The organism is Citrobacter sp. TBCP-5362, from assembly GCF_005406305.1.
Lineage (GTDB): Bacteria > Pseudomonadota > Gammaproteobacteria > Enterobacterales > Enterobacteriaceae > Citrobacter_B > Citrobacter_B koseri.
On record NZ_CP040234.1, the window covers coordinates 1,232,143 to 1,257,419 of the forward strand.

Genomic DNA, 25,277 nt, shown 5'->3' on the forward strand with positions numbered 1-25,277 from the left:
AAAAAGCGTCAACCCGGCCACAGCCCCTGTGATTGCAGGCCCCGAATTAATTTATCCTCGTTAACGCTGCCATAAAACCCCGGATTTTCCGCAAAAGTGTCAACCTACGATGCTTAGAAATGCCAGGGTTATTGGGAAAACGGCGAAAAGTATCAACCTTCCCCGAAAAACGAAACCGATAGCTTTACACTTTGGCCGATCGCTGGAAACGTATAAAGCCGGACGAAGCCGCGCCATTGCTGCGTTTTCGGGGGGAGTGTCAGGTGAGGGATGTTTAGATTTGTTAAGGTCAATTCGCGAAAAGTGTCAACCGGCCTCCTAAGATTTCCTAAGGTTAAATGCGAGTTTTCCCGGAAAGTGTCAACCTATCCCAATCCGGAAAGATCCGCGCTGGTGGTATGTATGTCCTGCTGGCAAAAAGCAAAAGGTGGTGTGTGCTCCTGAATGCGCTTGGTGCTTGATGTAAATCAATCTGTTGCTCTGGAATGGCTTAATATTGGCCGTTATGATTGCCCTTTGCACAAAAAAAGGAATTGGCTGTGGATACGGTTGAGGAATTAAACGGAACATACTTCTACGCTGGAAAGTCGAATTTAAGTGCTGCCGAACTTCTATTTATGATTTTTTGTGAGAATACCGCTAGCCAATTTGGGATCGGCGTGGCTGATTTTGGTGCGGTGGTTGCCCTCGTATCGGGAAGAAACAATTTAGGTACGAGGGGCAAATTTGCCAATGCGACGAAAGGAACCTCTTACGCTTCAAAGGCTGCTCGAGCGGTATTTAAGAAAAGCAAATTCCCCTTTGGTATCTCGCTTCCTACTTGGTTAGGAGGCTATACACCGTGGACGGCTCGCCGTGTTATGGTTCGTAACATTGCGCCGTTTGTTGGGCGTTCAATTCCCCTGATTGGTCAAATTATCCTTGCTTCTGATGTGTCGCAAATCACCTACCGCACCATACGCGATTACAACACCATAGCGCGAGGTAACGATAAGTTATGGTAGACAGCATTGAGCAGCGCATTTATGAGCTTGTACGGCCTTACGCTGGAACGTATCTGTTCAATATAAAACGGGTGACATTAACGCCTGAGACTGATCTCGATACTGATTTGAGCATTGACGAACTTGAAGCCGAAGACCTGATGAATGACTTTTTCAAGAAATTCAATGTTGAACGGGGAGGGTTTAAAATCGAAACTTACTTTCCGAACCTTCCTTTTTCGTGGAATCCGTTCAAGAAAACGGAACCTGTCCCCGTACCTGATTTCACTATTGGCATGCTGATCGAATCAGCTAAAGCCGGGAAATGGTTATACGACTAATCGTAAGCAAGGAGCTTTATAAATGGCAGTACCAGTACACTTGTTTTTGACCGACGATGGCGGTGCAATGATCCGTGGATCTTCCGATGTACAAGACCGTGAAGGAAGTGTTGAGCTTCGAGGGTTACACCATATTTAACTATCCCTACCGACCCAATGACAGGGAAGGTGACGGGAACACGCCAGCATTCACCTTTCCAGTTTACCAAAGAGCTTGATAGCGCATCGCCGTATCTGTTTAAGGCGGCAGCGACCGGTCAGACGCTCAAATCAGCCGAATTCAAGTTTTATCACATTAACTACGCCGGACAAGAGGCGGAGTATTACCGGATTACTCTGGAAAATGTGAAAGTTATTTCGGTCAGTCCAGCTATGCATGATACGCGAGGCTGTCCGGGAACCGGCCATATGGAAGAAGTGGCCCTGAACTATGAAAAAATTACCCATCTGTATAAAGATGGTAATTTACTGGCTCATGATGCTTGGAATGAACGCCCTACCGCGTAGCGTTTGGAATTGATTAAAAATAGAGCGAATTAAGTAAGCACTTTGTTTTTTAATGTACACACGGGTGTACACAATTAGATGTGTTTATTAAAAAACTCTTTTATAACAATCGATAACTGGCTTATTTGCCATTCACATTAAAAAGCAAATAATCGTCGCTGACGTTGATAAAACCCGCGCCTGTCGCGGGTTTTTTTGTTTTGCTCCAGCCGATGGTTTCCCTGTGTGATGTCAATGACTATTCGTTTTCTTCCAACTTTAAATCTAAGAAAGTAGACAATTGTCGAATTTTCATCTTAAAGTCCAGGGGTTGGTACTAGACAAAACTGGCTCCAGGTTATCAAATGGTTAAATAACCCTTCGCCGCATGTAAAAAAATCGGCCAGATACGTAACTGGTCGGCGTGCATTGCGGTGTTTATAAGCACAACGACATACCTTTTCGGGAGAATTATGCAATCCTCTGTTAATCAAAAAGAAAGCCGAACGTTCTTCGGCCATCCTTATCCGCTCGGTTCGCTGTTCTTCACCGAGATGTGGGAACGTTTCTCGTTTTACGGCATCCGTCCGTTACTGATCCTGTTTATGGCTGCGACCGTCTATGACGGGGGCATGGGACTGGCGCGTGAAAACGCCTCTGCGATTGTCGGTATCTTTGCCGGTACGATGTATCTCGCGGCATTGCCGGGCGGCTGGCTGGCGGATAACTGGCTCGGCCAGCAGAAAGCGGTCTGGTACGGCTCGATTCTGATTGCGCTCGGCCACCTGTCGATTGCGCTCTCTGCCGTGATGGGCGACAACCTGTTCTTTATCGGCCTGATGTTTATCGTGCTCGGTTCTGGCCTGTTCAAGACCTGTATCTCGGTCATGGTGGGGACGCTGTATAAAAAAGGCGATGCGCGTCGTGACGGCGGTTTCTCGCTGTTCTATATGGGCATCAATATGGGGTCGTTCATTGCGCCGCTGATCTCCGGCTGGCTGATTAAAAGCCACGGCTGGCACTGGGGCTTTGGTATCGGCGGCATCGGGATGCTGGTGGCGTTGATCATCTTCCGCGTGTTTGCCGTTCCGGCAATGAAACGCTACGACAGCGAAGTGGGGCTGGACTCCACCTGGAACAGCCCGGTAGTGAAGAGAAACGGCGTGGGCGCATGGCTGCTGGCGCTGGCAGTAGGCGTGGTGGTTATCGTTGCGCTGATCGCTCAGGGCGTGATTGTGATTAACCCGGTCGCGGTAGCCAGCATGCTGGTGTACGTGATTGCGGCGTCTGTTGCGCTCTACTTTATCTACCTGTTTGTTTTTGCGGGCCTGAACCGTAAAGAGCGCGCACGACTGCTGGTCTGCTTTATCCTGCTGGTTTCAGCCGCATTCTTCTGGTCTGCGTTTGAGCAAAAGCCGACCTCATTCAACCTGTTCGCCAACGACTACACTAACCGCATGATCGGCGATTTTGAGATCCCGGCCGTATGGTTCCAGTCGATCAACGCCCTGTTTATCATCCTGCTGGCGCCGGTGTTCAGCTGGGCATGGCCAAAGCTGGCGAGCATGAACATTCGCCCGAGTAGCATCACCAAGTTTGTTATCGGTATTCTGTGTGCGGCGGCGGGCTTTGGCCTGATGATGCTGGCGGCGCAGAACGTGCTGAATAACGGCGGGGCGGGCGTATCACCGTTCTGGCTGGTAGGCAGCATTCTGATGCTGACGCTGGGCGAGCTGTGCCTGAGCCCGATTGGTCTGGCGACCATGACGTTGCTGGCGCCGGAAAGAATGCGCGGTCAGATGATGGGGCTGTGGTTCTGTGCGAGCGCGCTGGGTAACCTGGCTGCGGGCCTGATTGGCGGCCATGTGAAGGCCGATCAGCTCGATATGCTGCCGGACCTCTTCGCGCGTTGCTCCGTCGCCCTGCTGATTTGCGCTGCGGTGCTGATCGTGCTTATTGTTCCGGTTCGTCGTATGCTGGAAAATACACAGACTAAAAATGAGCAGAAGCCGGTCACTAACGCCTGATGCAACATCCGACCTGGCCGGGACGTGAGTGACGCCCCGGCAGTTCAACGAACGAGACGGGAACAGGCGTTCAGGGATTTATTGGTCATGGGTTTTGATGCTCAGCCCGCAACATATCAAAGGAGTTACCGTGTCGATTACCTGCCCGGATTGCCATGCAGAACTGGAACCGCAAAACGGTGCGGCGCATTGCGACAGCTGCAATAAAGATATTGAACTTGAAGCGCGCTGCCCGGATTGCCATAAGCCGCTCCAGGTGTTAAAAGCCTGCGGCGCGGTGGATTATTTCTGCCAGAATGGTCATGGGCTGATCTCTAAAAAGCGCGTGGAGTTTGTGCCGCTTTAATCCGTCTTTTTCCTGCGCGTTTTCTTCGCGGTCGTCACGCCTTTCACTTCGCTTTCCACCCAGCCGTCTGACAGCCGGGTGGTGAGCACATCACCGGCTTTCACCTGTCTGGTTTGCTTCAGCACCTTGCCGTCCGTCGCCGTGGTTACGCTATAACCGCGCGCCAGCGTGGAGAGCGGGCTGACGGCTTCAAGATGCGTTACCGCATTGCCAAAGCGTTCGCGTGTGGCGCTCAGACGTGCGCGCACGTTCTCGGCCAGACGATACTCCAGTTGCTGAATACGCGTTTGCGCGCGATAAATTCGCGGCTGCGGGTTTTGCTGGTTTAAACGCTGAAGGACACGTTGCTGGCGCGAGGCCGCGCGCTTGAGTTGATTATCCAGCGCGAAGTTCATCCGCTGGCGCAATCTTTCCAGCATTGTCTGCTGGCGCGCCAGGCGCAGTTGCGGGTGTTGCTGTTGTAACCGATGGAAAAGCTGCGTAAAACGGCGGTTGCGGTTTGCCAGATAGTAATCCATCGCCATCCCGAGGCGTTGTTGCGCGGACTGAATCTGGCGCAGCAACTCCTGCTGATTACGGCTGACTATCTCGGCGGCTGCGGAAGGCGTCGGCGCGCGCAGGTCGGCAACAAAATCGGCGATGGTAACGTCGGTTTCATGGCCGACGGCGCTAACGACCGGAATGCGGCTGGCGAAAATCGCCCGCGCGACGCGTTCATCGTTAAAACTCCACAGATCTTCCAGTGAACCGCCGCCGCGCCCGACGATCAGCACGTCGCATTCATTTCGGGCGTTAGCCCGTTCAATGGCGTGAACAATCTGGCCCGGCGCGTCATCACCCTGAACAGCGGTCGGGTAGATGATAACCGGCAGGGAGGGATCGCGGCGTTTCAGTACATGAAGAATGTCATGTAAAGCGGCACCGGTTTTTGAGGTGATCACCCCGACGCAGTGAGCGGGCGAGGGGAGCGGTTGTTTATACTGCTGATCGAACAGCCCTTCAGCCTGCAATTTTGCTTTCAGTAATTCATACTTCTGCTGGAGCAGGCCCTCACCCGCAGGCTGCATGCTTTCAACGATGATCTGATAGTCGCCGCGCGGCTCATACAGGGTGATATTGGCGCGAACCAGCACCTGTTGCCCGTGCTGCGGGCGAAAAGTGACGCGGCGGTTGCTGTTACGGAACATCGCGCAGCGTACCTGGGCGGTGTCATCCTTTAGCGTAAAGTACCAGTGGCCGGAGGCGGGCTGCGTGAAATTAGAGATTTCACCGCTGATCCATACTTGCCCCATTTCCTGCTCAAGCAGCAGACGAACCGTCTGATTAAGGCGGCTTACGGTAAAGATTGAGGAGGTCTGAGAGGATAACATGTGAGCGGGATCAAATTCTAAATCAGCAAGTTATTCAGTCGATAGTAACCCGCCCACAGGGGATCGCAAGCATTATTTGCAAAAAAGTGTGGATGCAATCGGTTTCGCTCTGTATAATGCCACGGCAATATTTATCCACCCCCAGGTTAGAGATATTGCCCATGCTACGTATTGCTAAAGAAGCTCTGACGTTTGACGACGTCCTCCTCGTTCCCGCTCACTCCACCGTTCTGCCGAATACTGCCGACCTCAGCACGCAGTTGACGAAAACCATTCGTCTGAACATCCCTATGCTCTCCGCAGCAATGGATACCGTGACGGAAGCGCGCCTTGCAATCGCCCTGGCACAGGAAGGCGGCATCGGTTTTATCCACAAAAACATGTCTATCGAGCGTCAGGCGGAAGAAGTTCGCCGCGTGAAGAAACATGAATCCGGCGTGGTCACCGACCCGCAAACCGTTCTGCCAACCACCACGCTGCGTGAAGTGAAAGAACTGACCGAACGTAACGGTTTTGCTGGCTATCCGGTTGTCACCGAAGATAACGAGCTGGTCGGTATCATTACCGGTCGTGACGTGCGTTTTGTCACCGACCTGAGCCAGCCTGTCAGCGTGTATATGACGCCGAAAGAGCGCCTGGTCACAGTGCGCGAAGGTGAAGCGCGTGAAGTGGTTTTTGCCAAAATGCACGAAAAACGCGTTGAGAAAGCGCTGGTTGTGGATGACAGCTTCCATCTGATCGGCATGATCACCGTAAAAGATTTCCAGAAAGCGGAACGTAAACCGAACGCCTGTAAAGATGAGCAGGGTCGTCTGCGCGTTGGCGCGGCAGTCGGCGCGGGCGCGGGCAACGAAGAGCGCGTTGACGCGCTGGTTGCCGCTGGCGTTGACGTACTGCTGATCGACTCCTCTCACGGCCACTCCGAAGGCGTTCTACAACGCATTCGTGAAACCCGCGCCAAATACCCGGATCTGCAAATCATCGGCGGCAACGTAGCAACCGGCGCAGGCGCGCGCGCGCTGGCAGACGCTGGCGTCAGCGCGGTGAAAGTGGGTATCGGTCCTGGCTCTATCTGTACGACCCGTATCGTCACAGGCGTAGGCGTTCCACAAATTACTGCTGTCTCTGATGCAGTAGAAGCACTCGAAGGCCTGGGCATTCCGGTTATCGCCGATGGCGGTATTCGTTTCTCCGGCGATATCGCCAAAGCGATCGCCGCAGGCGCAAGCGCGGTAATGGTCGGTTCCATGCTGGCGGGTACTGAAGAATCCCCGGGCGAAATCGAACTGTACCAGGGCCGTTCTTACAAATCCTACCGTGGTATGGGTTCTCTGGGCGCGATGTCCAAAGGCTCCTCTGACCGTTACTTCCAGAGCGATAACGCGGCAGACAAACTGGTGCCGGAAGGTATCGAAGGCCGCGTAGCGTATAAAGGCCGCCTGAAAGAGATCATTCACCAGCAGATGGGCGGCCTGCGCTCCTGTATGGGTCTGACCGGCTGTGGTACTATCGACGCGCTGCGTACCAAAGCGGAGTTTGTACGCATCAGCGGTGCGGGTATTCAGGAAAGCCACGTTCATGACGTGACCATCACCAAAGAGTCCCCGAACTACCGTCTGGGCTCCTGATTTTCTTCGCCCGACCTCGTGTCGGGCGATTTATTTAATCTGTTTCACTTGCCTCGGAATTAGCGTCAATGACGGAAAATATTCATAAACATCGCATTCTCATCCTGGATTTTGGTTCTCAGTACACTCAGCTGGTTGCGCGTCGCGTGCGTGAACTCGGCGTTTACTGCGAACTGTGGGCGTGGGATGTTACGGAAGCACAAATTCGCGAATTCAACCCAAGCGGTATTATTCTTTCCGGCGGCCCGGAAAGCACCACTGAAGAAAACAGCCCGCGCGCGCCGGAGTATGTGTTTGAAGCTGGCGTGCCGGTATTCGGCGTGTGCTACGGCATGCAGACGATGGCGATGCAACTGGGCGGCCATGTTGAAGCATCCAATGAACGTGAATTCGGTTACGCGCAGGTGGAAGTGAGAACCGACAGCGCGCTGATTCGCGGCATTGAAGACTCCCTGACCGCAGACGGTAAGCCGCTGCTGGACGTGTGGATGAGCCACGGCGATAAAGTTACCGCTATCCCGTCTGACTTTGTCACCGTTGCCAGCACCGAAACCTGCCCGTTCGCCATTATGGCTAACGAGGAAAAACGTTTTTACGGCGTGCAGTTCCACCCGGAAGTCACGCACACCCGTCAGGGTATGCGCATGCTGGAACGCTTTGTGCGTGATATCTGCCAGTGTGAAGCGCTGTGGACTCCGGCGAAGATCATCGACGATGCGGTAAATCGCATCCGTGAACAGGTTGGCGACGACAAAGTGATCCTCGGCCTGTCTGGCGGCGTTGACTCTTCCGTTACCGCGATGCTGCTGCATCGCGCCATCGGTAAAAACCTGACCTGCGTATTTGTTGATAACGGCCTGCTGCGTCTGAACGAAGCCGAGCAGGTAATGGACATGTTCGGCGATCATTTTGGCCTCAACATTGTTCACGTTCCGGCGGAAGAACGTTTCCTGACCGCGCTGAAAGGCGAAAACGATCCTGAAGCGAAACGTAAGATCATCGGTCGCGTATTCGTTGAAGTCTTCGATGAAGAAGCGTTCAGACTGGAAGACGTGAAATGGCTGGCGCAGGGCACTATCTATCCTGACGTTATCGAGTCCGCCGCTTCCGCCACCGGTAAAGCACACGTCATCAAATCTCACCACAATGTGGGCGGCCTGCCGAAAGAGATGAAGATGGGTCTGGTTGAGCCGCTGAAAGAGCTGTTCAAAGACGAAGTGCGCAAGATTGGTCTGGAACTGGGCCTGCCGTACGACATGCTGTACCGTCATCCGTTCCCGGGGCCGGGTCTGGGCGTTCGCGTACTGGGCGAAGTGAAGAAAGAGTACTGCGACCTGCTGCGTCGTGCGGATGCTATCTTCATCGAAGAGTTGCACAAAGCGGATCTGTACAACAAAGTGAGCCAGGCGTTCACCGTGTTCCTGCCGGTTCGCTCCGTTGGCGTAATGGGCGATGGCCGTAAATACGACTGGGTTGTCTCCCTGCGTGCGGTAGAAACCATCGACTTTATGACCGCGCACTGGGCGCACCTGCCGTATGATTTCCTCGGCCGCGTCTCTAACCGCATCATCAACGAAGTCAACGGCATCTCCCGCGTGGTGTATGACATCAGCGGTAAGCCGCCAGCAACCATTGAGTGGGAATGATGTATAGCTAGTTCATAGCTCATCATATCTATTCAGATTCATCATTAGCCCTCTGTAATTGCAGAGGGTTTTTGTTTTTATGTATTCATGTCTATTCACTCTACCTCACATCTTTTGACGGTACAGGTGACGGTATTGTCGAAGAGCGTTTGCTGGCCGCTCCACATTAGCAAGCCTCGACAGCAGGAAAAAGATGAATACTTGTTGTTAGTCTAAATGTGGTCTATATTTGAACCGAAAAGTGACCAATGATTATTAGGTGGGGCGTATCATGAAAGTAGAGACAATTAGCTACGTTAAAAAGAACGCAGCAACGCTTGATCTGTCAGAACCGATCCTGGTCACGCAAAATGGTGTCCCTGCTTATGTTATAGAATCCTATGACCAGCAGCAGGAGCGGGAAAACGCTATTGCGTTGCTGAAGCTGCTTACCCTGTCAGAGAAAGATAAAGCTGAAGGGCGTGTATTCTCAAAAGACCAATTGCTGGATGGACTTGCGGATTAAACGCAGAGCACTCAACGTTAAGGGACTTCCATGGAACAGCTGGTGACCTTTGAGTACACGCTTACGGTAAAGCACTGCATCGATACAATAGCGGGTTTTCTGCGCCATGTTGATGTTGAACCGCGTCCGGTTATTGCAGATATACTGACGCAGTTTGAGAGTACCGTTGGCCAGTTCCCGCTGGGATGCCAGATTTGCCCTGAACTGCTGAAAATTGGCTGTGCAAAGTACCGGGAGTTTAACCACGCTGAAGGCTATCGAGTTTTGTATTCAGTAGACGGCGCATTAGTGACAGCACATGCGATTTTGTCACATCGGCAGGATATACAGCAGTTGTTGTTCAGGCGTCTGATTGCCGCCTGAACAATCAGGCGACGATACCGCTTACAACGTCATCTTCCAGAATCCATTCCATTACCCGACCGAGGCACAGCGCTATCTGTCCGGCGAATGCATATGCAATCCAGAAAACAGTATGTCTATGTGAGCAGGAAAAGTTTAGCGTTGAGCAGGCGTCTCGACTGAGAGAGTGGACTGTTGAGCTTCTTTTTTATCCTGATGATGATGCCAGGCACCGATAGAAGAGTAGACGAAGCGTCCGAAGAAGAAGAGAAAACTGATAAACAGTACGATACGGGTCATTCGACTGTTAAATCGATGTCGTTTTCGCATACTGGTTGCCTGACTCACAAAAGGTTCCTTAGGGTATGCCCAGCATAGTGGGCGATGGGTACATTAAGGCACATTGTAAAGGAATGGTCAATTGTCGATTATGTAAAAATACGTCAGTTGATTTATCTCTTATTGTTATGGAAGATAATTTTAGTATTTACATTAATAATAAATTAATGATAACGAAGCAGAAAAAACGTAATTATTAGTTAATGAGAAGGAAATTGATTGATATATATCAAATGTTGCTTCCCGTTGATAACTAGAATCAAGACACATATTGTGACGTTGTTTTTATTATTATTTTAAAGTCAGGTGGGATGCCTGTCTGAAGCACCTTGCAGGAAGCGAGGGTTTTTGCTGAGCATCTATGAAACTAAATCAGACCTATATCAAAATCAGAGATAAATGGTGGGTGCTACCTCTCATTTTACCCTCTTTGCTGTTGCCCATATTAAGCATTGCCAATACCTACGCGCATACCAATACGGGTTCCGGCAATGTCACGCTTTTTTATCTTCCTCTGGCATTCACCATCAGCCTGATGTCATTTTTTGACTGGGCGGCATTACCGGGCATTGCGGTCGCAATCTTCTGGAATCGTTATCCGATAGTGGGATTGTATGAGACGCTCTCCATTATCGGACATTTCATTATCCCGGTCGTGCTCTGCTGGGGCGGGTATCGCGTGTTTACTCCCCGGCGTAATCAGGTGTCTCATGGCGATGCTCATCTGATGTTTCAGCGGATGTTCTGGCAGGTGTTTTGCCCGGCGACGTTATTTCTGGTGCTTTTTCAATTTGCCGCCTTCCTGGGAATGTATGCGAGCAAATCAAGCATGATGGGCGTAATGCCTTTTAATATCAATACATTGATTAACTATCAGGCTTTGCTGGTGGGAAATCTTATCGGCGTTCCGCTGTGTTATTTTATTATTCGCACTGTCCGCAATCCTCTGTACCTGCGTGGATATTATGCGCAACTGAAACAACAGTTTGATAAGAAAGTCACAAAGAAAGAGGTTGTTATCTGGTTGCTCGTGCTGACATTGCTCATGACAATGCTTTGCATGCCATTGAATGAAAATAGTTCAATATTTAGCACTAACTATACCTTGTCATTATTATTGCCGGTAATGCTATGGGGAGCGATGCGCTACGGTTATCGATTTATTTCGCTGATATGGTCGGCTGTTCTCATTACCGCAATTCATTATTACCAGAGCTACATGCCTTATTATTCCGGGTATGACACACAACTCACTATTACGTCTTCAAGCTACCTGGTTTTCTCTTTTATTGTGAGCTATATGGCGGTGCTGGCGACGCGCCAGAGAATCGTCAGCGGTCGGGCGCGTCGGCTCGCGTATCTTGATCCCGTCGTGCATCTGCCTAACCTGCGGGCGCTAAATCGCGCGCTGAAAAATTCGCCCTGGTCAGCACTCTGTTTTTTACGCGTGCCCGGCCTGGAATTACTGGGGAAGAACTATGGCGTTATGCTGCGGATTCAGTACAAGCAAAAGCTCTCCCACTGGATAAACACCTTGCTGGCGCCCGGTGAATGCGTGTATCAGCTGTCGGGGCATGATTTGATTCTGCGTCTGAATATGGAGTCGCATCAACAGCGCATTGAAGCGCTGGACAACCATATCAAGCAATTCCGTTTTATGTGGGATGATATGCCGCTCCAGCCGCAGATTGGGGTCAGCTACTGCTATGTGCGCTCTCCGGTCAGCCATATCTATCTGTTATTAGGCGAATTAAGTACCATCGCCGATCTTTCTCTGATGACCAACAAACCGGAGAATATGCAGCGGCGTGGCGCAATGCATTTGCAGCGGGACCTGAAAGATAAAGTGGCGATGATGAACCGCTTGCAGTATGCGCTGGAGCACGATCATTTTTGCCTGATGGCGCAGCCGATTTCAGGCATTCGCGGCGATGTTTACCATGAAATACTGCTGCGACTGAAAGACGATAATGGCGGCATGATCAATCCCGATGGTTTTCTGCCCGTTGCTCACGAATTTGGCCTGTCGTCCAGCATCGATCTGTGGGTGATTGAAAATACCCTGCGCTTTATGGCGCAGAATCGGGATAAGCTGCCAGCCCACCGGTTTGCCATCAATCTGTCACCAACGTCGGTATGCCGCGCCCAGTTTCCGATTGATGTCAGTAACCTGCTGAGCCAGTACGAAGTTGAAGCGTGGCAACTGATCTTTGAAGTGACCGAAAGCAATGCGTTCACCAATGCCGAACAGGGTCAGGCAACGTTGTCACAGTTGCAACAGTTAGGTTGCCAGATAGCGATTGATGATTTTGGAACCGGTTATGCCAGTTATGCGCGGCTGAAAAATGTGAGCGCGAATATTCTCAAGATCGATGGCAGCTTTATTCGCAATATCGTCTCTAACAGTCTCGATTACCAGATTGTGGCGTCCATTTGCCATCTGGCGCGAATGAAGAATATGCAAGTGGTGGCGGAATATGTGGAAAGCGAAGAAATTCGTAGCGCGGTGAGCGCGTTGGGGATCGATTACCTTCAGGGCTATTTGCTTGGCGAACCCAGGCCGCTGGCGGCGACGCTGGAAGAGGTACAGGCACCATTGTCTGATGCCTGAGGCGAAATTACGCCGCGATAGTGGGCGAACTCTCTTCTTCGATTTTGAGACGCCAGCCCGTGACCGCTTCCCAGTATTGCTGCTCTTTTTCCAGATCGAGCAGGACGAGCGCGTTTTGGCTAAACCAGTCATGCGGGAAGCGCAACGTCCAGTGATTGTCGTCAGTTTTTAGCCGTAGCGTTGGCGGCGTTGTGGTGGCCTGGCGCTGATTATTCAGCAGAACGCCCAGGCGCAATAGCTGAATCAACGGCAGGAATTGTTTTTTCTTGAACAGCGTAAAGCGGGGCAAGTCATCCAGCTTAACGGCTTTACGATGATAACGGACTAATGTCGCCATCATCAGTTGCTGTTCCTGGTTAAAACCCGGCAAATCGCTGTTTTGCAGAATATAGGCAGAGTGGCGGTGCAGGCCGCTGTGGTTGATGTTCAGCCCCACCTCATGCAGCATTGCAGCCCACTTCAGTAACGCTTCCAGCTGTGGATGCGCCAGCTTTGGCTGTTGCGTCTGCCACTGTTCATACATCTGCATGGTTGTTTCCAGCACGCGCCGGGCCTGATCGCTGTCGATGTTATACTGATTCGCCAGGCTTTTGGCAGTACGGCTGCGCACATCCTGATGACGGAAGCGGCCTTCCATTTCGTACAGCACGCCTTCGCGCAGCGCCCCGTCGGAAAGGCGGAGTTCGCGGATTGCCAGCGCATCAAAAACGCCACACAGAATGGCCAGACCCGGAACAAAGACCGCTTTTCGCTCTTCAGACAGGCCCGGCAGGCTCAGCGCTTCAAAGGAGCGGTGCCTGAGCACTTCCGCCATCAGTTTATCCAGTCGTTCTGGCGTAATGAAGCCGTCCTTCTCACCCATTTCCAGCAGCACTTCATGGGCGGCTTTGATGGTGCCGGACGCGCCCAGCGCGACGTTCCAGCCCTGAATGCGGAACTGCCAGGTTAACGTCTCCAGTTTTTGCGCAGCGGCCATTCGGGCGCGCTGGAAATTTTCCGGGCTGATGGCGCCGCCAGGAAAATAGATTTGTGCGAAACTGACGCACCCCATGCGACGGCTTTCGACCAGTTTGGGCTCGAAGTTTTCACCGATGACTAACTCCGTCGAACCCCCGCCGATATCGATCACCAGCTTGCGGCCTTTTTCCGGCTGCGTATGCTCCACGCCCATAAAAATCAGGCGGGCTTCTTCGTTACCGGAAATGATTTCGATCGGGTAGGGGATGACCTTCTCCGCGCGCTTCAGAAAATCGGTGGCGTTCAGCGCCTGGCGCAGGGTATGGGTGCCTACGATACACACGCTTGACGGGGAAAATCCCTGTAGGCGTTCGGCGAATAACGATAAGCAGCTTAACCCGCGTTCTATCGCTTCTTCACTTAACATATTGTCTTCGCCGAGACCATCCGCCAGATGTACGCGCTGTTTCAGCCGACCGATGATCTGCATGGCGCCATCCACCACGCGGGCAATGACCATATGAAAACTGTTCGAACCGAGGTCGACCGCCGCGAACTCCTGCGGCCGGGGTGTCTTGTCATGTATTGGCATAGCGTTAGTCAGGTTGCTCGAGTGATTTGATGTAGTCGTAAATCGCCAGTTGCGACTGCACCTTGCGACGATTTCCGCGCGGCACGTAGCGATTACTCAGTTCTTTATCTATGTAGCGGGCTTTTACCGTGTCGCTAAACAGGATGTCAATAATATCCAGCACGCGTTGCTTAAGGCACGGGTCGAGCAGCGGCGCAGCAACTTCGATACGGTAATCGATATTTCTCGTCATCCAGTCAGCGGAGGAAAGATACACCTGCTTATCGCCGCCGTTGGTAAAAATATAAACCCGGTCATGTTCGAGATAGCGATCCACGATACTGATCACGCGGATATTGTCGCTAATGCCTTCCAGATTTGGAATCAGCGAACACATCCCACGAACCAGCAGATTGACCGGCACACCCGAGCTGGATGCAGCGTACAGACGGTCGACCAGCCCCTTGTCCACCAGGTTATTCAACTTCAGCGTAATGCCGGAGGGGAGACCTTGCTGGGCGTTGGCGATTTCTTTATCGATCATCTCGTACAGCAGGCGTCGTGAGTTCTGCGGAGAGACCAGCAAATAGTCGAACGTCACCGGGCGGTAAGGGTTCTCGATAAAGTTGAACACGCGACGGACTTCGTTCGTGATACGCGCATCGGCGGTCAGTAAGGAATAGTCGGTGTACAGGCGTGCCGTTTTTTCGTTGAAGTTCCCTGTGCCGATGTGCGCATAACGCACCACCTCATCGCCTTCTTTACGCGAGATGAGGAACAGTTTGGCGTGAATTTTCAGGCCTGGCGCCGAGAAGATCACATGTACGCCTGCTTCAGTCAGCCGCTTCGCCCAGTGGATATTCGCCTCTTCATCGAATCGCGCCTGCAATTCTACCACCACGGTGACTTTCTTGCCGTTATGGGCGGCGTGAATCATCGAGTCGATGATGCGTGAATCTTTCGCCACACGGTAGATGTTGATTTTGATCGCCAGCACGCTGGGGTCAAAGGAGGCCTGGCGCAGCAATTCCAGCACATGTTCGAAAGTGTGGTACGGATAATAGAGCAGAACGTCGCGCTCGCGAATGGCGTCGAACCCGTTGCGGAACTTCTCTTTATCAAACCAAAGATGGCGCAATCGCGGCAGCGGCTTGTTCACCAGATTGGCTTTGCCCACGTTGGGGAAGCTAATGAAGTCTTTGAAGTTGTGATACCGGCCGCCGGGTACGATGGAGTCGTAGCGGGAGATGGTCAGCTTTTCACGCAGCACTTCCACCAGCGCGTTTGGCATATCGCGCTGATAAACAAAACGCACCGGCTCGGCGGTCAGGCGTTGTTTCAGGCTGGAGGACATCAGCTCCATCAGGCTTGATTCCATCTCGTGCACCAAATCGTATTCGGCATCACGGGTCATCTTCATTGAGTAGGCATTCAGCGCGTCGTAGTCAAAGAAGCCTTTGAAGATGTCGTCCAGGCAGTAGCGCAAAATGTTATCCAGCAGGATCATCGGCTTACGGCGACGCGGCGCTTCCGGCGGCAGATTCACAAAACGCGGCACTTTGTCGGATGGAATTTCCAGCAGCGCGTAGCGGATAGCATCGCCACGAATAATCTCTACGGCCAGATAGGTGTAATCATCTTTCAGAAACTGAACTAAATCCGTCTCGCGATTGATCAGAATTGGCGTGATGTGTTGGCGTAAGTAGTGTTTAAAATAATGCCGCAGCCAGCTTTGCTGGTTGGCCGACAGTTGGCGTTCGTTGATTAAGAAGATCTGATTACGCGCCATTTCCAGCAGCAATTCGTTGTACAGGCTGTCGAATTCCTGGTCGGCTTTTAGTACCCGGGACTGGATCTTACCTAGCAGATGGCGAGAATGAGAATTAGAACCCTGTTCTTCGCTGATTATGATGCGACGTTTCAGTTCGGCGAAACGAACTTTATAGAACTCGTCAAGGTTATTGGAATAGATGCCCAGGAAGCGCATGCGTTCAATAAGCGGATTTGATTTATCCGCAGCTTCCTGGAGCACGCGTTCGTTGAACGCTAACCAACTTAGCTCTTTCTCGATGTATAGTTTTTCCTGACCCATTACAACTCACACTCCGTTTTATTCACGGGACACTGCCTGATTATTATGGCGAGCATTGCGCTCAGATGTCCAACTGTGCCAGAAAAATATGACAATAAACCGTCAGATAAGCAAAGAGATGAGGGGAATTCCTGAGGCGTAGGCCGGATAAAGCGTTGACGCGCCACCCGGCATTGAAACGTTGGATTGCCTGATGGCGCTTCGCTTACCCGTCCTGCGAGGGAATGTTATTACTCGGCGGCATAGCCTTGCGGCGGCAGGCGATTGCCATCCAGCCAGGCGGCGTTATCACGCATTTCCAGACGGCCATCCACAAACCAACTGACGACCAGCGGATAGATAGCGTGTTCCTGCGTCTGAACGCGGGCCGTAATTTCATCTTCGCTGTCGCCTTCAAAGACCGGAATCTTCGCTTGCAGAATAACCGGGCCGCCGTCGAGTTCATCGGTAACAAAATGGACAGAGGTTCCGTGTTCTTCATCGCCGTTTTCCAGCGCCTGACGGTGCGTATGCAACCCCGGGTATTTTGGCAGCAGGGAAGGGTGAATATTGAGTAGACGCCCCTCATAGTGGGCGACGAACGCGGGGCTCAGGATGCGCATATAGCCCGCCAGCACCACGAGATCGGGGGCGTAAGCGTCTATTTCACGCATCAGTTCGCGGTCAAACGCTTCACGGCTGGCGAATTGATCGGCCGTTAACGCATGTGCCGGAATTCCGGCCTCACGCGCGCGTTCAAGGCCGAACGCGTCGGCCTTGTTACTGAATACTGCCCGAAGGGTGCCTTTGATTTTTTTCTCTTTGCAGGCATCGATAATCGCCTGCAAATTGCTTCCGTTGCCGGAAATAAGCACCACAAGATTCATCATTGAATAACCACGCGCTGTTCGGAATCAGAGGCTTTAATGATACCGATTTTCCAGGCGTTTTCACCTTTTGCTTTCAGCAGGGCGAGGGCGTTATCCACTTCCGCTTCCGGCAGGGCGATCACCATCCCGACGCCGCAGTTGAAGGTGCGATACATTTCATGCTGGCTGACGTTGCCCGCGGTTTGCAGCCAGTTGAAGACGGCTGGCCATTGCCAGGAAGATTCGTCAATCACCGCCTGGGTGTTGTCCGGCAATACGCGAGGAATATTTTCCCAGAAACCGCCGCCGGTCAGGTGGGCGATGGCGTGCACATCGACTTTTTCAATCAGTTCCAGAATGGACTTCACATAAATGCGGGTTGGCGCCAGCAGGTGATCGGCTAACGGTTTGCCTTCCAGCTCGGTGTTTTCCGGGTCGCAGCCGCTGACTTCAACGATCTTGCGCACCAGAGAATAGCCGTTGGAGTGCGGGCCGCTGGAACCAAGGGCAATCAACACATCGCCATCGGCCACTTTGGAACCGTCGATAATTTCTGATTTTTCCACCACGCCGACGCAGAAACCGGCGACATCGTAATCTTCGCCATGATACATCCCTGGCATTTCAGCGGTTTCGCCGCCGACCAGCGCGCAGCCTGATTGCAGACAACCTTCGGCAATACCGTTGATCACGCTGGCGGCGGTATCGACGTCCAGCTTGCCGGTCGCGTAGTAATCCAGGAAGAACAGCGGCTCCGCGCCCTGAACGACCAGATCGTTGACGCACATCGCCACCAGGTCGATCCCGATGGTGTCGTGGCGTTTCAGATCCATCGCCAGACGCAGTTTTGTCCCTACGCCGTCAGTGCCGGAAACCAGTACAGGCTCACGATATTTTTGCGGCAATGCGCACAGCGCGCCGAAGCCACCCAAACCACCCATGACTTCCGGGCGGCGAGTTTTCTTCACTACGCCTTTGATTCGATCAACCAGAGCATTACCAGCGTCAATATCAACACCGGCATCTTTATAGCTAAGAGAGGTTTTGTCGGTCACTGCTTAGGTCCCCACGCGTTACTTGCGGTGAAAATTAAATTCGGCGCAATTCTAACAGGGAAAGCAAACGTTTGCGAGCCTGCTCTGCATCCGTTTTTATCTGCCGAATTTTTCAGCGTTTTACCGTTGTGTACCCATTTGTTTGAACTGCTCCACGAAAATGAAACCGGGTTCATTACCGTGCTTGAAACCTGCGCCAGTTATGCACAGTATCGTACTGAAACCGGTTTCTGTTTTGCTTCGGGTTGTCAGCGTAGCGGCGTTAACATTGCAATTACAATGAGGGAAACGTATGTCTGGATTTAAAGCGAATTTCATGTGGGGCGGCGCCGTTGCCGCTCACCAGTTAGAAGGCGGCTGGCAGGAAGGCGGAAAGGGGATTAGCGTGGCGGATGTGATGACCGCCGGTGCGCATGGCGTTCCGCGGGAAATTACCGACGGTGTGATCGCCGGGAAAAATTACCCCAACCATGAGGCTATCGATTTCTATCACCGCTACAAAGACGATATTAAGCTCTTTGCCGAGATGGGCTTTAAATGTTTTCGCACCTCTATCGCCTGGACGCGCATTTTCCCGCAGGGGGATGAATTACAGCCGAATGAAGCGGGTTTGCAGTTTTATGACGCCCTGTTTGATGAATGCCTGAAGTACGGTATTGAGCCGGTGATTACGCTGTCGCATTTTGAAATGCCTTACCATCTGGTCACGGAATATGGCGGCTGGCGTAACCGTAAGCTGATCGATTTCTTCGTGCGCTTCGCGAAAGTGGTATTTACCCGCTATCAGCACAAAGTGAAATACTGGATGACCTTCAATGAGATCAACAACCAGGCCAATTATCACGAAGATTTCGCGCCGTTTACCAACTCGGGGCTGAAATACCTGCCGGGCGAAGATCGTGAACCGGTGATGTATCAGGCGGCGCACTATGAGCTGGTCGCCAGCGCGCTGGCGGTGAAAGCGGCGCGGGAGATCAACCCGGCATTGCAGGTTGGCTGCATGATCGCCATGTGTCCGATCTATCCGCTGACCTGCGCGCCGGACGATATGATGATGGCGATGAACGCGATGCACCGTCGCTACTGGTTTACGGATGTGCATGTGCGAGGGAAATATCCGCAGCATATCCTCAACTACTTTGCGCGTCGGGGCTTTGCACTGGATATCACCGATGAAGATCGCGCGGCGCTGTTACAGGGCTGTGTGGACTATATCGGTTTCAGCTATTACATGTCTTTTGCCACGAAAGCGACCGCAGATAACCCACAGCTCGATTACGACGAAACGAAAAGTCTGGTCTCCAATCCGTATGTGCAGAAGTCGGACTGGGGCTGGCAGATCGATCCTGTGGGGTTACGCTACTCGCTCAACTGGTTCTGGGATCACTACCAGCTACCGCTGTTTATTGTCGAGAACGGCTTTGGGGCGATAGATATTCAGCAGGGAGATGGTTCCGTTGACGATCGGTACCGTATCGACTATCTCGCAGCGCACATTCGTGAAATGAAAAAAGCCGTTGTGGAAGATGGCGTTGATTTGATGGGCTACACCCCGTGGGGCTGCATTGATTTGGTGTCGGCGGGGACGGGCGAGATGAAAAAACGTTATGGCTTTATCTATGTCGATAAAAATAATGACGGCAGCGGGACGTTAGCGCGCCATCCGAAGAAATCTTTTGCCTGGTATCAAAATGTAATTAAAAACAACGGAGAAAATATTTAAGATTCAATACGTTGTTATTCAGCCCCGCCATCTGTGCGGGGCGTGTTTTATACTCATTCTCCAGACGTATGTCACTTTGGTTGATCCATGTCAAGCATACGTTGTGTTGCGCCAGAGAGGAAAAGCGGTATAATCCGGCGATTTTTTTGTGGTTGCCACTCGTCTGAGGAAAGGAGAAGAGTATGAAGATCGTGGAAGTCAAACACCCACTCGTCAAACACAAGCTGGGTCTGATGCGTGAAAACGACATTAGCACCAAACGCTTTCGTGAACTCGCCTCGGAAGTAGGCAGCCTGCTGACCTATGAAGCGACCGCAGACCTGGAAACCGAAACGGTAACCATCGACGGCTGGAATGGCCCGGTTGAAATCGAACAAATCAAAGGTAAAAAAATCACCGTGGTTCCTATCCTGCGTGCCGGTCTGGGCATGATGGAAGGCGTCCTGGAGCATGTGCCGAGCGCGCGTATCAGCGTGGTGGGTATCTACCGTAACGAAGAAACGCTGGAGCCCGTTCCGTACTTCCAGAAACTGGTATCCAACATCGATGAGCGTATGGCGCTGGTGGTTGACCCGATGCTGGCAACCGGCGGTTCAATGATTGCGACGATCGATCTGCTGAAAAATGCAGGCTGCCACAGCATTAAAGTGCTGGTGCTGGTTGCTGCGCCGGAAGGCATTGCGGCGCTGGAGAAAGCGCACCCGGATGTTGAGCTGTACACCGCATCGATTGATAAGGGACTTAACGAGCACGGATACATTATTCCGGGCCTCGGCGATGCCGGCGATAAGATCTTTGGTACGAAGTAAGTGAATGAATAATAAAGAGCCGACTTTAAGAGTCGGCTTTTTTTTGAATAAAACACCCATAACATACAACACTCAGAGGAAAACACTATGACGCGCCGTGCTATCGGGGTAAGTGAAAGACCGCCGCTTTTACAGACAATCCCGCTTAGTTTGCAGCATTTGTTCGCCATGTTTGGCGCAACCGTGCTGGTGCCAGTCCTGTTTCATATTAACCCGGCTACCGTTCTGCTGTTTAACGGCATCGGTACGTTGCTGTATCTCTTTATTTGTAAAGGTAAAATTCCTGCATATTTAGGGTCGAGCTTTGCCTTTATTTCGCCGGTTCTGCTGCTGTTGCCGCTGGGGTATGAAGTGGCGCTGGGTGGTTTTATCATGTGCGGCGTGCTGTTCTGCCTGGTCTCTTTTATCGTGAAGAAAGCCGGGACCGGCTGGCTGGACGTGATGTTCCCGCCTGCGGCGATGGGCGCAATCGTTGCCGTTATCGGTCTGGAACTGGCGGGCGTGGCTGCGGGAATGGCCGGGTTGCTGCCTGCTGAAGGACAATCCCCGGATACCAAAACCATTACCATCTCCCTTGTGACCCTGGCGGTGACGGTCTTTGGCTCCGTGCTGTTCCGGGGTTTCCTGGCCATTATCCCGATCCTGATCGGCGTGCTGGCAGGCTATGCGCTGTCATTTGCGATGGGAGTGGTGGATACCGCGCCGATTGCCGAAGCGCACTGGTTCGCGCTGCCAACGTTCTATACGCCGCGCTTTGAATGGTTTGCCATTCTGACAATCCTGCCAGCGGCGCTGGTGGTGATTGCCGAACACGTAGGCCACCTGGTCGTGACGGCGAACATCGTTAAAAAGGATCTGGTTCGTGACCCTGGCCTGCATCGTTCGATGTTTGCCAACGGGTTATCAACGATGATTTCCGGGTTCTTCGGTTCTACGCCGAACACCACCTACGGTGAAAACATCGGTGTTATGGCGATCACCCGCGTGTACAGCACCTGGGTTATCGGTGGCGCGGCGATTTTTGCCATTCTGCTCTCCTGCGTGGGTAAATTGGCCGCTGCGATTCAGATAATCCCGCTGCCGGTAATGGGTGGCGTATCGCTGCTGCTGTACGGCGTGATCGGCGCATCCGGTATTCGTGTATTGATTGAATCAAAAGTCGATTACAACAAAGCGCAGAACTTGATCCTGACTTCGGTGATTTTGATCATCGGCGTCAGCGGCGCGAAAGTGCATATTGGCGCGGCTGAACTGAAAGGAATGGCGCTGGCGACCATTGTTGGGATCGGCCTGAGCCTGATCTTCAAACTGATCAGCGTCCTGCGCCCGGAAGAAGTGGTGCTGGATGCGAAAGACGCGGATACGCCGCAGCAATAATCCTGAAACCGGGCAGTGCTTGCTGCCCGGTTCTATCGTGATGGAATTCTGTGGTAAACTCATCGCGATTTTATGGAATCCTGGATTGAGGTATCTCTGAACACTCCGGCACAGCTCTCTCTGCCACTTTATCTTCCTGACGACGAAACTTTCGCAAGTTTCTGGCCGGGGGATAACGCCTCTTTACTGGCTGCACTGCAAAACGTGCTGCGTCAGGAACATAGCGGATATATTTATCTCTGGTCGCGTGAAGGCGCGGGCCGTAGCCATCTGCTGCACGCGGCGTGTGCTGAACTGTCGCAACGCGGCGACGCGGTAGGCTATGTGCCGCTGGATAAGCGCACCTGGTTTGTACCGGAAGTGCTTGACGGCATGGAACATTTGTCGCTGGTGTGTATTGACAATATTGAATGTGTCGCCGGAGATGAACTGTGGGAAATGGCGATCTTTGATCTCTATAACCGCATCCTTGAGTCGGGAAAAACGCGCCTGCTGATCACCGGCGATCGCCCTCCACGTCAGCTAAAGCTGGGATTACCCGATCTGGCTTCTCGTCTGGACTGGGGGCAAATCTACAAGCTGCAACCTCTCTCTGATGAAGACAAACTCCAGGCGTTACAACTGCGCGCCAGACTGCGTGGGTTTGAACTGCCGGAAGATGTCGGGCGTTTTCTGTTGAAGCGGCTGGATCGCGAGATGCGTACGCTATTTATTACGCTGGATCAGCTCGATCACGCCTCAATCACCGCACAGCGTAAACTCACCATTCCGTTCGTTAAAGAGATTCTGACGCTGTAACGCTGCCGTTTTTGCCCGGTGGCCGGGCAAAAAAACTCAGGCAATATCTTCCAGTAAGTGCTCAACCAGCAGTGGAATCGGCCTGCCGGATGCGACGCTTCTGCCGTTTTCTCGCCATAGCGCCGTACCGCTAATGTCCAGATGTGCCCACGGGATATCCGACGGGCAAAAATGATGCAGTAACCAGGCTGCGGAAGCGCTGATTGCCGCATTGTTCGTCGGCGTATTACAGAGATCGGCTATGGCGCTTTCGGTCTGCTTTTTCAGTCGTGCATCCAGAGGTAAAGACCAGACTTCATCTCCGCACTGCCGTCCAGCCTCTGTTAGCGCCTGTCTTAACGCATCGTCCTGAGTCATCAGCCCGCTGAGTTCGTAGCCAAGCGCTTTCACCACCGCACCGGTCAAGGTTGCCATGTCGATGATATAACGGGCCTGCGGTTGTCGTTGGCTCGTCCATGCAATGGCGTCGGCCAGCACCAGCCGTCCTTCGGCGTCGGTGTTATTGATTTCCACTGTCATACCGTTGCAGGCGCGAGCAACGCTGCCTGGCTGCATTGCGTTCGGGCCGATCGCGTTTTCGGCCAGCGCCAGTACGCCCATTATGCGTACGGGCAGTTTTAACTCCGCAACCGTCAGGAGCAGTCCCAACACGTTGGCTGCGCCACACATGTCATATTTCATGGTGTACATACCCGCGCCCTCTTTCAACCACAGGCCACCGGTATCAAACGTTATCCCTTTACCTATGTAGCAGCGTACCGGGCCGTCACTTATGCCGTTGTAATGAATGGCAAGCAAACGCGGTGGACAGGTCGCTCCTTTGCCAACCGCATGGAGCAGTCCGAGACCTTGTTCAACGATTTGTTGTTCATCAAGGACTTCACAGTGCAGCGCAGGAAAAGAGGCGCACAGGGTTTGTGCCTCGTTGACCACGAACTGCGGCGTACAGCAATCGGAGGGGGTATCCGCCAGCCGCCTTGCAGCGACCATGCCGTTGGCAATAGCCTGCTGCTGCCTGAACACTTTTTCACGTTTCTCGTATTGTTCTGGCTGGCAGAACGCAGTGATATGGCGGATGCGGGTAGCGGTGGCATCCGTTTTTTTCAATTGTAAATCATTGAGCGTATACGCCTGATTGAACAGAAAACGCAGCAGCAGCGCCAGTACAGTGTCATTTATTTCGGTGACATCAATCAGCACATTTTCACTGATCGGCGAAGCCAGCAGCGGTCGTATCGCATTGAGTAAACCTTCGGTCAGGCTGTCCTGCCAGAGCGCATCAGGCAACAGGGTAATTCGCGTAAAAGGCGCGCAGCCGAAGCGGGTATCCGCTACTTTATCTTGCGCCAGTACGCGCATTTCCGCGAGCAGAGCGGAATCCCGCAATAAAGAACAGCCAGGAGACGCGATAAGATGGCCTTGTGGTTGAACCTCTGCGGGTGAGCAAATCAGTTGGTATGAAATCATTTCTCTTCCTCGACTGGAGCACGTATCCGTGCGGCATAGTCTTGCATCCATTCTTCATCGACGGGGTGATAATGGGTCTTCTCGTGCTGGCGTTCGGCGCGAAATACGGTGAGCGGTTGGCGTGCGGTAGCGACAACGAACGAGAATGTTTTGATGTTAGTGGCTGCGCCAAACTCGCCTTTACGGTTCATGCAGACCACCGAGAGGTCGCCTGTGCGACCAAATCGCGACATCAATTTATCTTCCAGCTCAAACACGACAGAATCAGCCGCTTGTTGCGGTGTCATTCCCTGCGCCATGCGACGAACAATTTCATAGCTGGCACAGCCTTTCATCAGATCTTCACCGACGCCCGTTGCCGTTGCCGCGCCGACTTCACTGTCGCAATAGAAGCCGGAACCAATAACCGGAGAGTCGCCAATGCGTCCGCGTTTTTTCATAAACAGGCCGCTGGTGGAGGTGGCAACGCTCATCGACCCCAGTTTATCCAGACCAATAATGCCGACCGTATCGTGGCCGTTATATGGACTTAAGCCTTTATCCAGCGTCTCCCGGCAGCGTTTTTGATAGTGCTGGATGGCTCTGTCGGTGAGCATGGTTTTATCCGCAAACTCCTGGCTCAGTGCCCATTCACGCGCACCCTGGCCAACCAGCAGACAGTTATAGCGCTGACGGCTTAACGCATGTGCGACGCGCACCGGGTTGGCAATATCCACCAGATTCCCGACCGCCCCAAACGCCAGGGTATCGCCGTCCATATAGGCGGCATCCAGTTCGACCTCGCCATTTTCAGTAGGCAGTCCGCCATAGCCCACGGATTTATAAAACGGAAAGTCCTCAACGGTTGCGACGGCGTCTACCACCGCCATTGCGACCGGGTTTCCCGCAGCCAGTGCAGACGCGGATTCCGCCACACCTTCAAGCGCCATTCGCCAGGTTGCGATAATTCCCCACAT

21 protein-coding genes and 2 pseudogenes are annotated in these 25,277 nt (G+C 52.6%); 15 read left to right on the plus strand and 8 right to left on the minus strand.

The window, feature by feature from the left end:
• The first annotated feature begins 539 nt into the window (after positions 1–539).
• From FD428_RS05985 to FD428_RS06005, 5 genes and pseudogenes are all read left to right on the plus strand, one after another.
• Positions 540–1,004 (plus strand): STM2901 family protein, encoded by a 465-nt coding sequence (locus FD428_RS05985; RefSeq protein WP_071258062.1) that lies wholly within the window; start codon positions 540–542, stop codon positions 1,002–1,004.
• Positions 998–1,324 carry a DUF1493 family protein gene (locus FD428_RS05990; RefSeq protein WP_071258060.1) on the plus strand — a complete coding sequence of 109 codons (327 nt, stop codon included), beginning with the start codon at positions 998–1,000 and terminating at the stop codon, positions 1,322–1,324. The genes FD428_RS05985 and FD428_RS05990 overlap by 7 nt, the downstream gene beginning before the upstream one ends.
• Before the next feature lie 22 nt (positions 1,325–1,346).
• Positions 1,347–1,831: pseudogene (locus FD428_RS05995) on the plus strand (Hcp family type VI secretion system effector).
• 452 nt (positions 1,832–2,283) lie between these two features.
• Positions 2,284–3,837 carry a peptide MFS transporter gene (locus FD428_RS06000; protein ID WP_012131270.1) on the plus strand — a complete coding sequence of 518 codons (1,554 nt, stop codon included), beginning with the start codon at positions 2,284–2,286 and terminating at the stop codon, positions 3,835–3,837.
• A 130-nt stretch (positions 3,838–3,967) separates the two neighbouring features.
• Complete coding sequence (locus tag FD428_RS06005; RefSeq protein WP_047463957.1) at positions 3,968–4,183, plus strand: zinc ribbon domain-containing protein; 216 nt, start codon at positions 3,968–3,970, stop codon at positions 4,181–4,183.
• On the opposite strand, the gene xseA is transcribed toward FD428_RS06005, so the two are convergent.
• Positions 4,180–5,553, minus strand: a complete 1,374-nt coding sequence (gene xseA / locus FD428_RS06010) for an exodeoxyribonuclease VII large subunit (protein WP_110493956.1) — start codon at positions 5,551–5,553, stop codon at positions 4,180–4,182. The two genes, FD428_RS06005 and xseA, sit on opposite strands and share 4 nt — an antisense overlap.
• Before the next feature lie 161 nt (positions 5,554–5,714).
• Between xseA and guaB the strand changes: the two genes are divergently transcribed.
• From guaB to FD428_RS06030, 4 genes are all read left to right on the plus strand, one after another.
• Entirely contained in the window at positions 5,715–7,181 is a 1,467-nt protein-coding gene (gene guaB / locus FD428_RS06015; protein WP_012131273.1) for an IMP dehydrogenase, read from the plus strand.
• 68 nt (positions 7,182–7,249) lie between these two features.
• Positions 7,250–8,827, plus strand: coding sequence for a glutamine-hydrolyzing GMP synthase (gene guaA / locus FD428_RS06020; RefSeq protein ID WP_058667885.1), 1,578 nt, complete (start codon positions 7,250–7,252; stop codon positions 8,825–8,827).
• Positions 8,828–9,098: 271 nt separating this feature from the next.
• The gene (locus FD428_RS06025; protein WP_004853132.1) at positions 9,099–9,332 is read left to right on the plus strand and encodes a type II toxin-antitoxin system Phd/YefM family antitoxin; all 234 of its coding nucleotides are present in this window, start codon (positions 9,099–9,101) and stop codon (positions 9,330–9,332) included.
• Positions 9,333–9,362: 30 nt separating this feature from the next.
• Positions 9,363–9,695: a type II toxin-antitoxin system RelE/ParE family toxin gene (locus FD428_RS06030; RefSeq protein WP_012131275.1), complete on the plus strand. Its 333-nt coding sequence runs from the start codon at positions 9,363–9,365 to the stop codon at positions 9,693–9,695.
• Positions 9,696–9,830: 135 nt separating this feature from the next.
• Here FD428_RS06030 and FD428_RS06035 read toward each other — a convergent pair whose 3' ends face one another.
• Complete coding sequence (locus FD428_RS06035; protein WP_012131276.1) at positions 9,831–10,022, minus strand: YfgG family protein; 192 nt, start codon at positions 10,020–10,022, stop codon at positions 9,831–9,833.
• A gap of 119 nt (positions 10,023–10,141) precedes the next feature.
• Here FD428_RS06035 and FD428_RS21940 point away from each other — a divergent pair.
• Both FD428_RS21940 and FD428_RS06040 read left to right on the plus strand, forming a co-directional pair.
• Positions 10,142–10,210, plus strand: a pseudogene (locus tag FD428_RS21940) (hypothetical protein); the annotation flags it as partial.
• Positions 10,211–10,374: 164 nt separating this feature from the next.
• Positions 10,375–12,624 (plus strand): sensor domain-containing phosphodiesterase, encoded by a 2,250-nt coding sequence (locus tag FD428_RS06040; protein WP_071258057.1) that lies wholly within the window; start codon positions 10,375–10,377, stop codon positions 12,622–12,624.
• A gap of 7 nt (positions 12,625–12,631) precedes the next feature.
• Here the strand turns inward: FD428_RS06040 and ppx are convergent, their stop codons facing one another.
• The 4 genes from ppx to purM all read right to left on the minus strand — a co-directional run bounded on the left by ppx (position 12,632) and on the right by purM (position 18,147).
• The gene (ppx, locus tag FD428_RS06045; protein ID WP_012131279.1) at positions 12,632–14,173 is read right to left on the minus strand and encodes an exopolyphosphatase; all 1,542 of its coding nucleotides are present in this window, start codon (positions 14,171–14,173) and stop codon (positions 12,632–12,634) included.
• A gap of 4 nt (positions 14,174–14,177) precedes the next feature.
• Positions 14,178–16,244, minus strand: coding sequence for a polyphosphate kinase 1 (ppk1, locus tag FD428_RS06050; RefSeq protein ID WP_012131280.1), 2,067 nt, complete (start codon positions 16,242–16,244; stop codon positions 14,178–14,180).
• A 230-nt stretch (positions 16,245–16,474) separates the two neighbouring features.
• Positions 16,475–17,110, minus strand: a complete 636-nt coding sequence (gene purN / locus FD428_RS06055; RefSeq protein WP_077956824.1) for a phosphoribosylglycinamide formyltransferase — start codon at positions 17,108–17,110, stop codon at positions 16,475–16,477.
• The gene (purM, locus tag FD428_RS06060) at positions 17,110–18,147 is read right to left on the minus strand and encodes a phosphoribosylformylglycinamidine cyclo-ligase (protein WP_024130122.1); all 1,038 of its coding nucleotides are present in this window, start codon (positions 18,145–18,147) and stop codon (positions 17,110–17,112) included. The genes purN and purM overlap by 1 nt, the downstream gene beginning before the upstream one ends.
• A 292-nt stretch (positions 18,148–18,439) precedes the next feature.
• On the opposite strand from purM, the gene FD428_RS06065 reads away from it, so the two are divergent.
• From FD428_RS06065 to FD428_RS06080, 4 genes are all read left to right on the plus strand, one after another.
• Positions 18,440–19,870, plus strand: a complete 1,431-nt coding sequence (locus FD428_RS06065) for a 6-phospho-beta-glucosidase (RefSeq protein ID WP_114848606.1) — start codon at positions 18,440–18,442, stop codon at positions 19,868–19,870.
• 182 nt (positions 19,871–20,052) lie between these two features.
• Positions 20,053–20,679 carry a uracil phosphoribosyltransferase gene (upp, locus tag FD428_RS06070; RefSeq protein WP_012131286.1) on the plus strand — a complete coding sequence of 209 codons (627 nt, stop codon included), beginning with the start codon at positions 20,053–20,055 and terminating at the stop codon, positions 20,677–20,679.
• Between the two features lie 87 nt (positions 20,680–20,766).
• The gene (uraA, locus tag FD428_RS06075; protein ID WP_012131287.1) at positions 20,767–22,056 is read left to right on the plus strand and encodes a uracil permease; all 1,290 of its coding nucleotides are present in this window, start codon (positions 20,767–20,769) and stop codon (positions 22,054–22,056) included.
• Positions 22,057–22,152: 96 nt separating this feature from the next.
• Positions 22,153–22,854 (plus strand): DnaA inactivator Hda, encoded by a 702-nt coding sequence (locus FD428_RS06080; protein ID WP_213164963.1) that lies wholly within the window; start codon positions 22,153–22,155, stop codon positions 22,852–22,854.
• Between the two features lie 36 nt (positions 22,855–22,890).
• Here the strand turns inward: FD428_RS06080 and FD428_RS06085 are convergent, their stop codons facing one another.
• Both FD428_RS06085 and FD428_RS06090 read right to left on the minus strand, forming a co-directional pair.
• On the minus strand, positions 22,891–24,321 hold the full coding sequence (locus FD428_RS06085) for a M17 family metallopeptidase (RefSeq protein WP_114848607.1): 1,431 nt from the start codon (positions 24,319–24,321) through the stop codon (positions 22,891–22,893).
• On the minus strand, positions 24,318–25,277 hold the full coding sequence (locus FD428_RS06090) for a N(4)-(beta-N-acetylglucosaminyl)-L-asparaginase (RefSeq protein WP_114848608.1): 960 nt from the start codon (positions 25,275–25,277) through the stop codon (positions 24,318–24,320). Before FD428_RS06090 ends, FD428_RS06085 begins: the two co-directional genes overlap by 4 nt.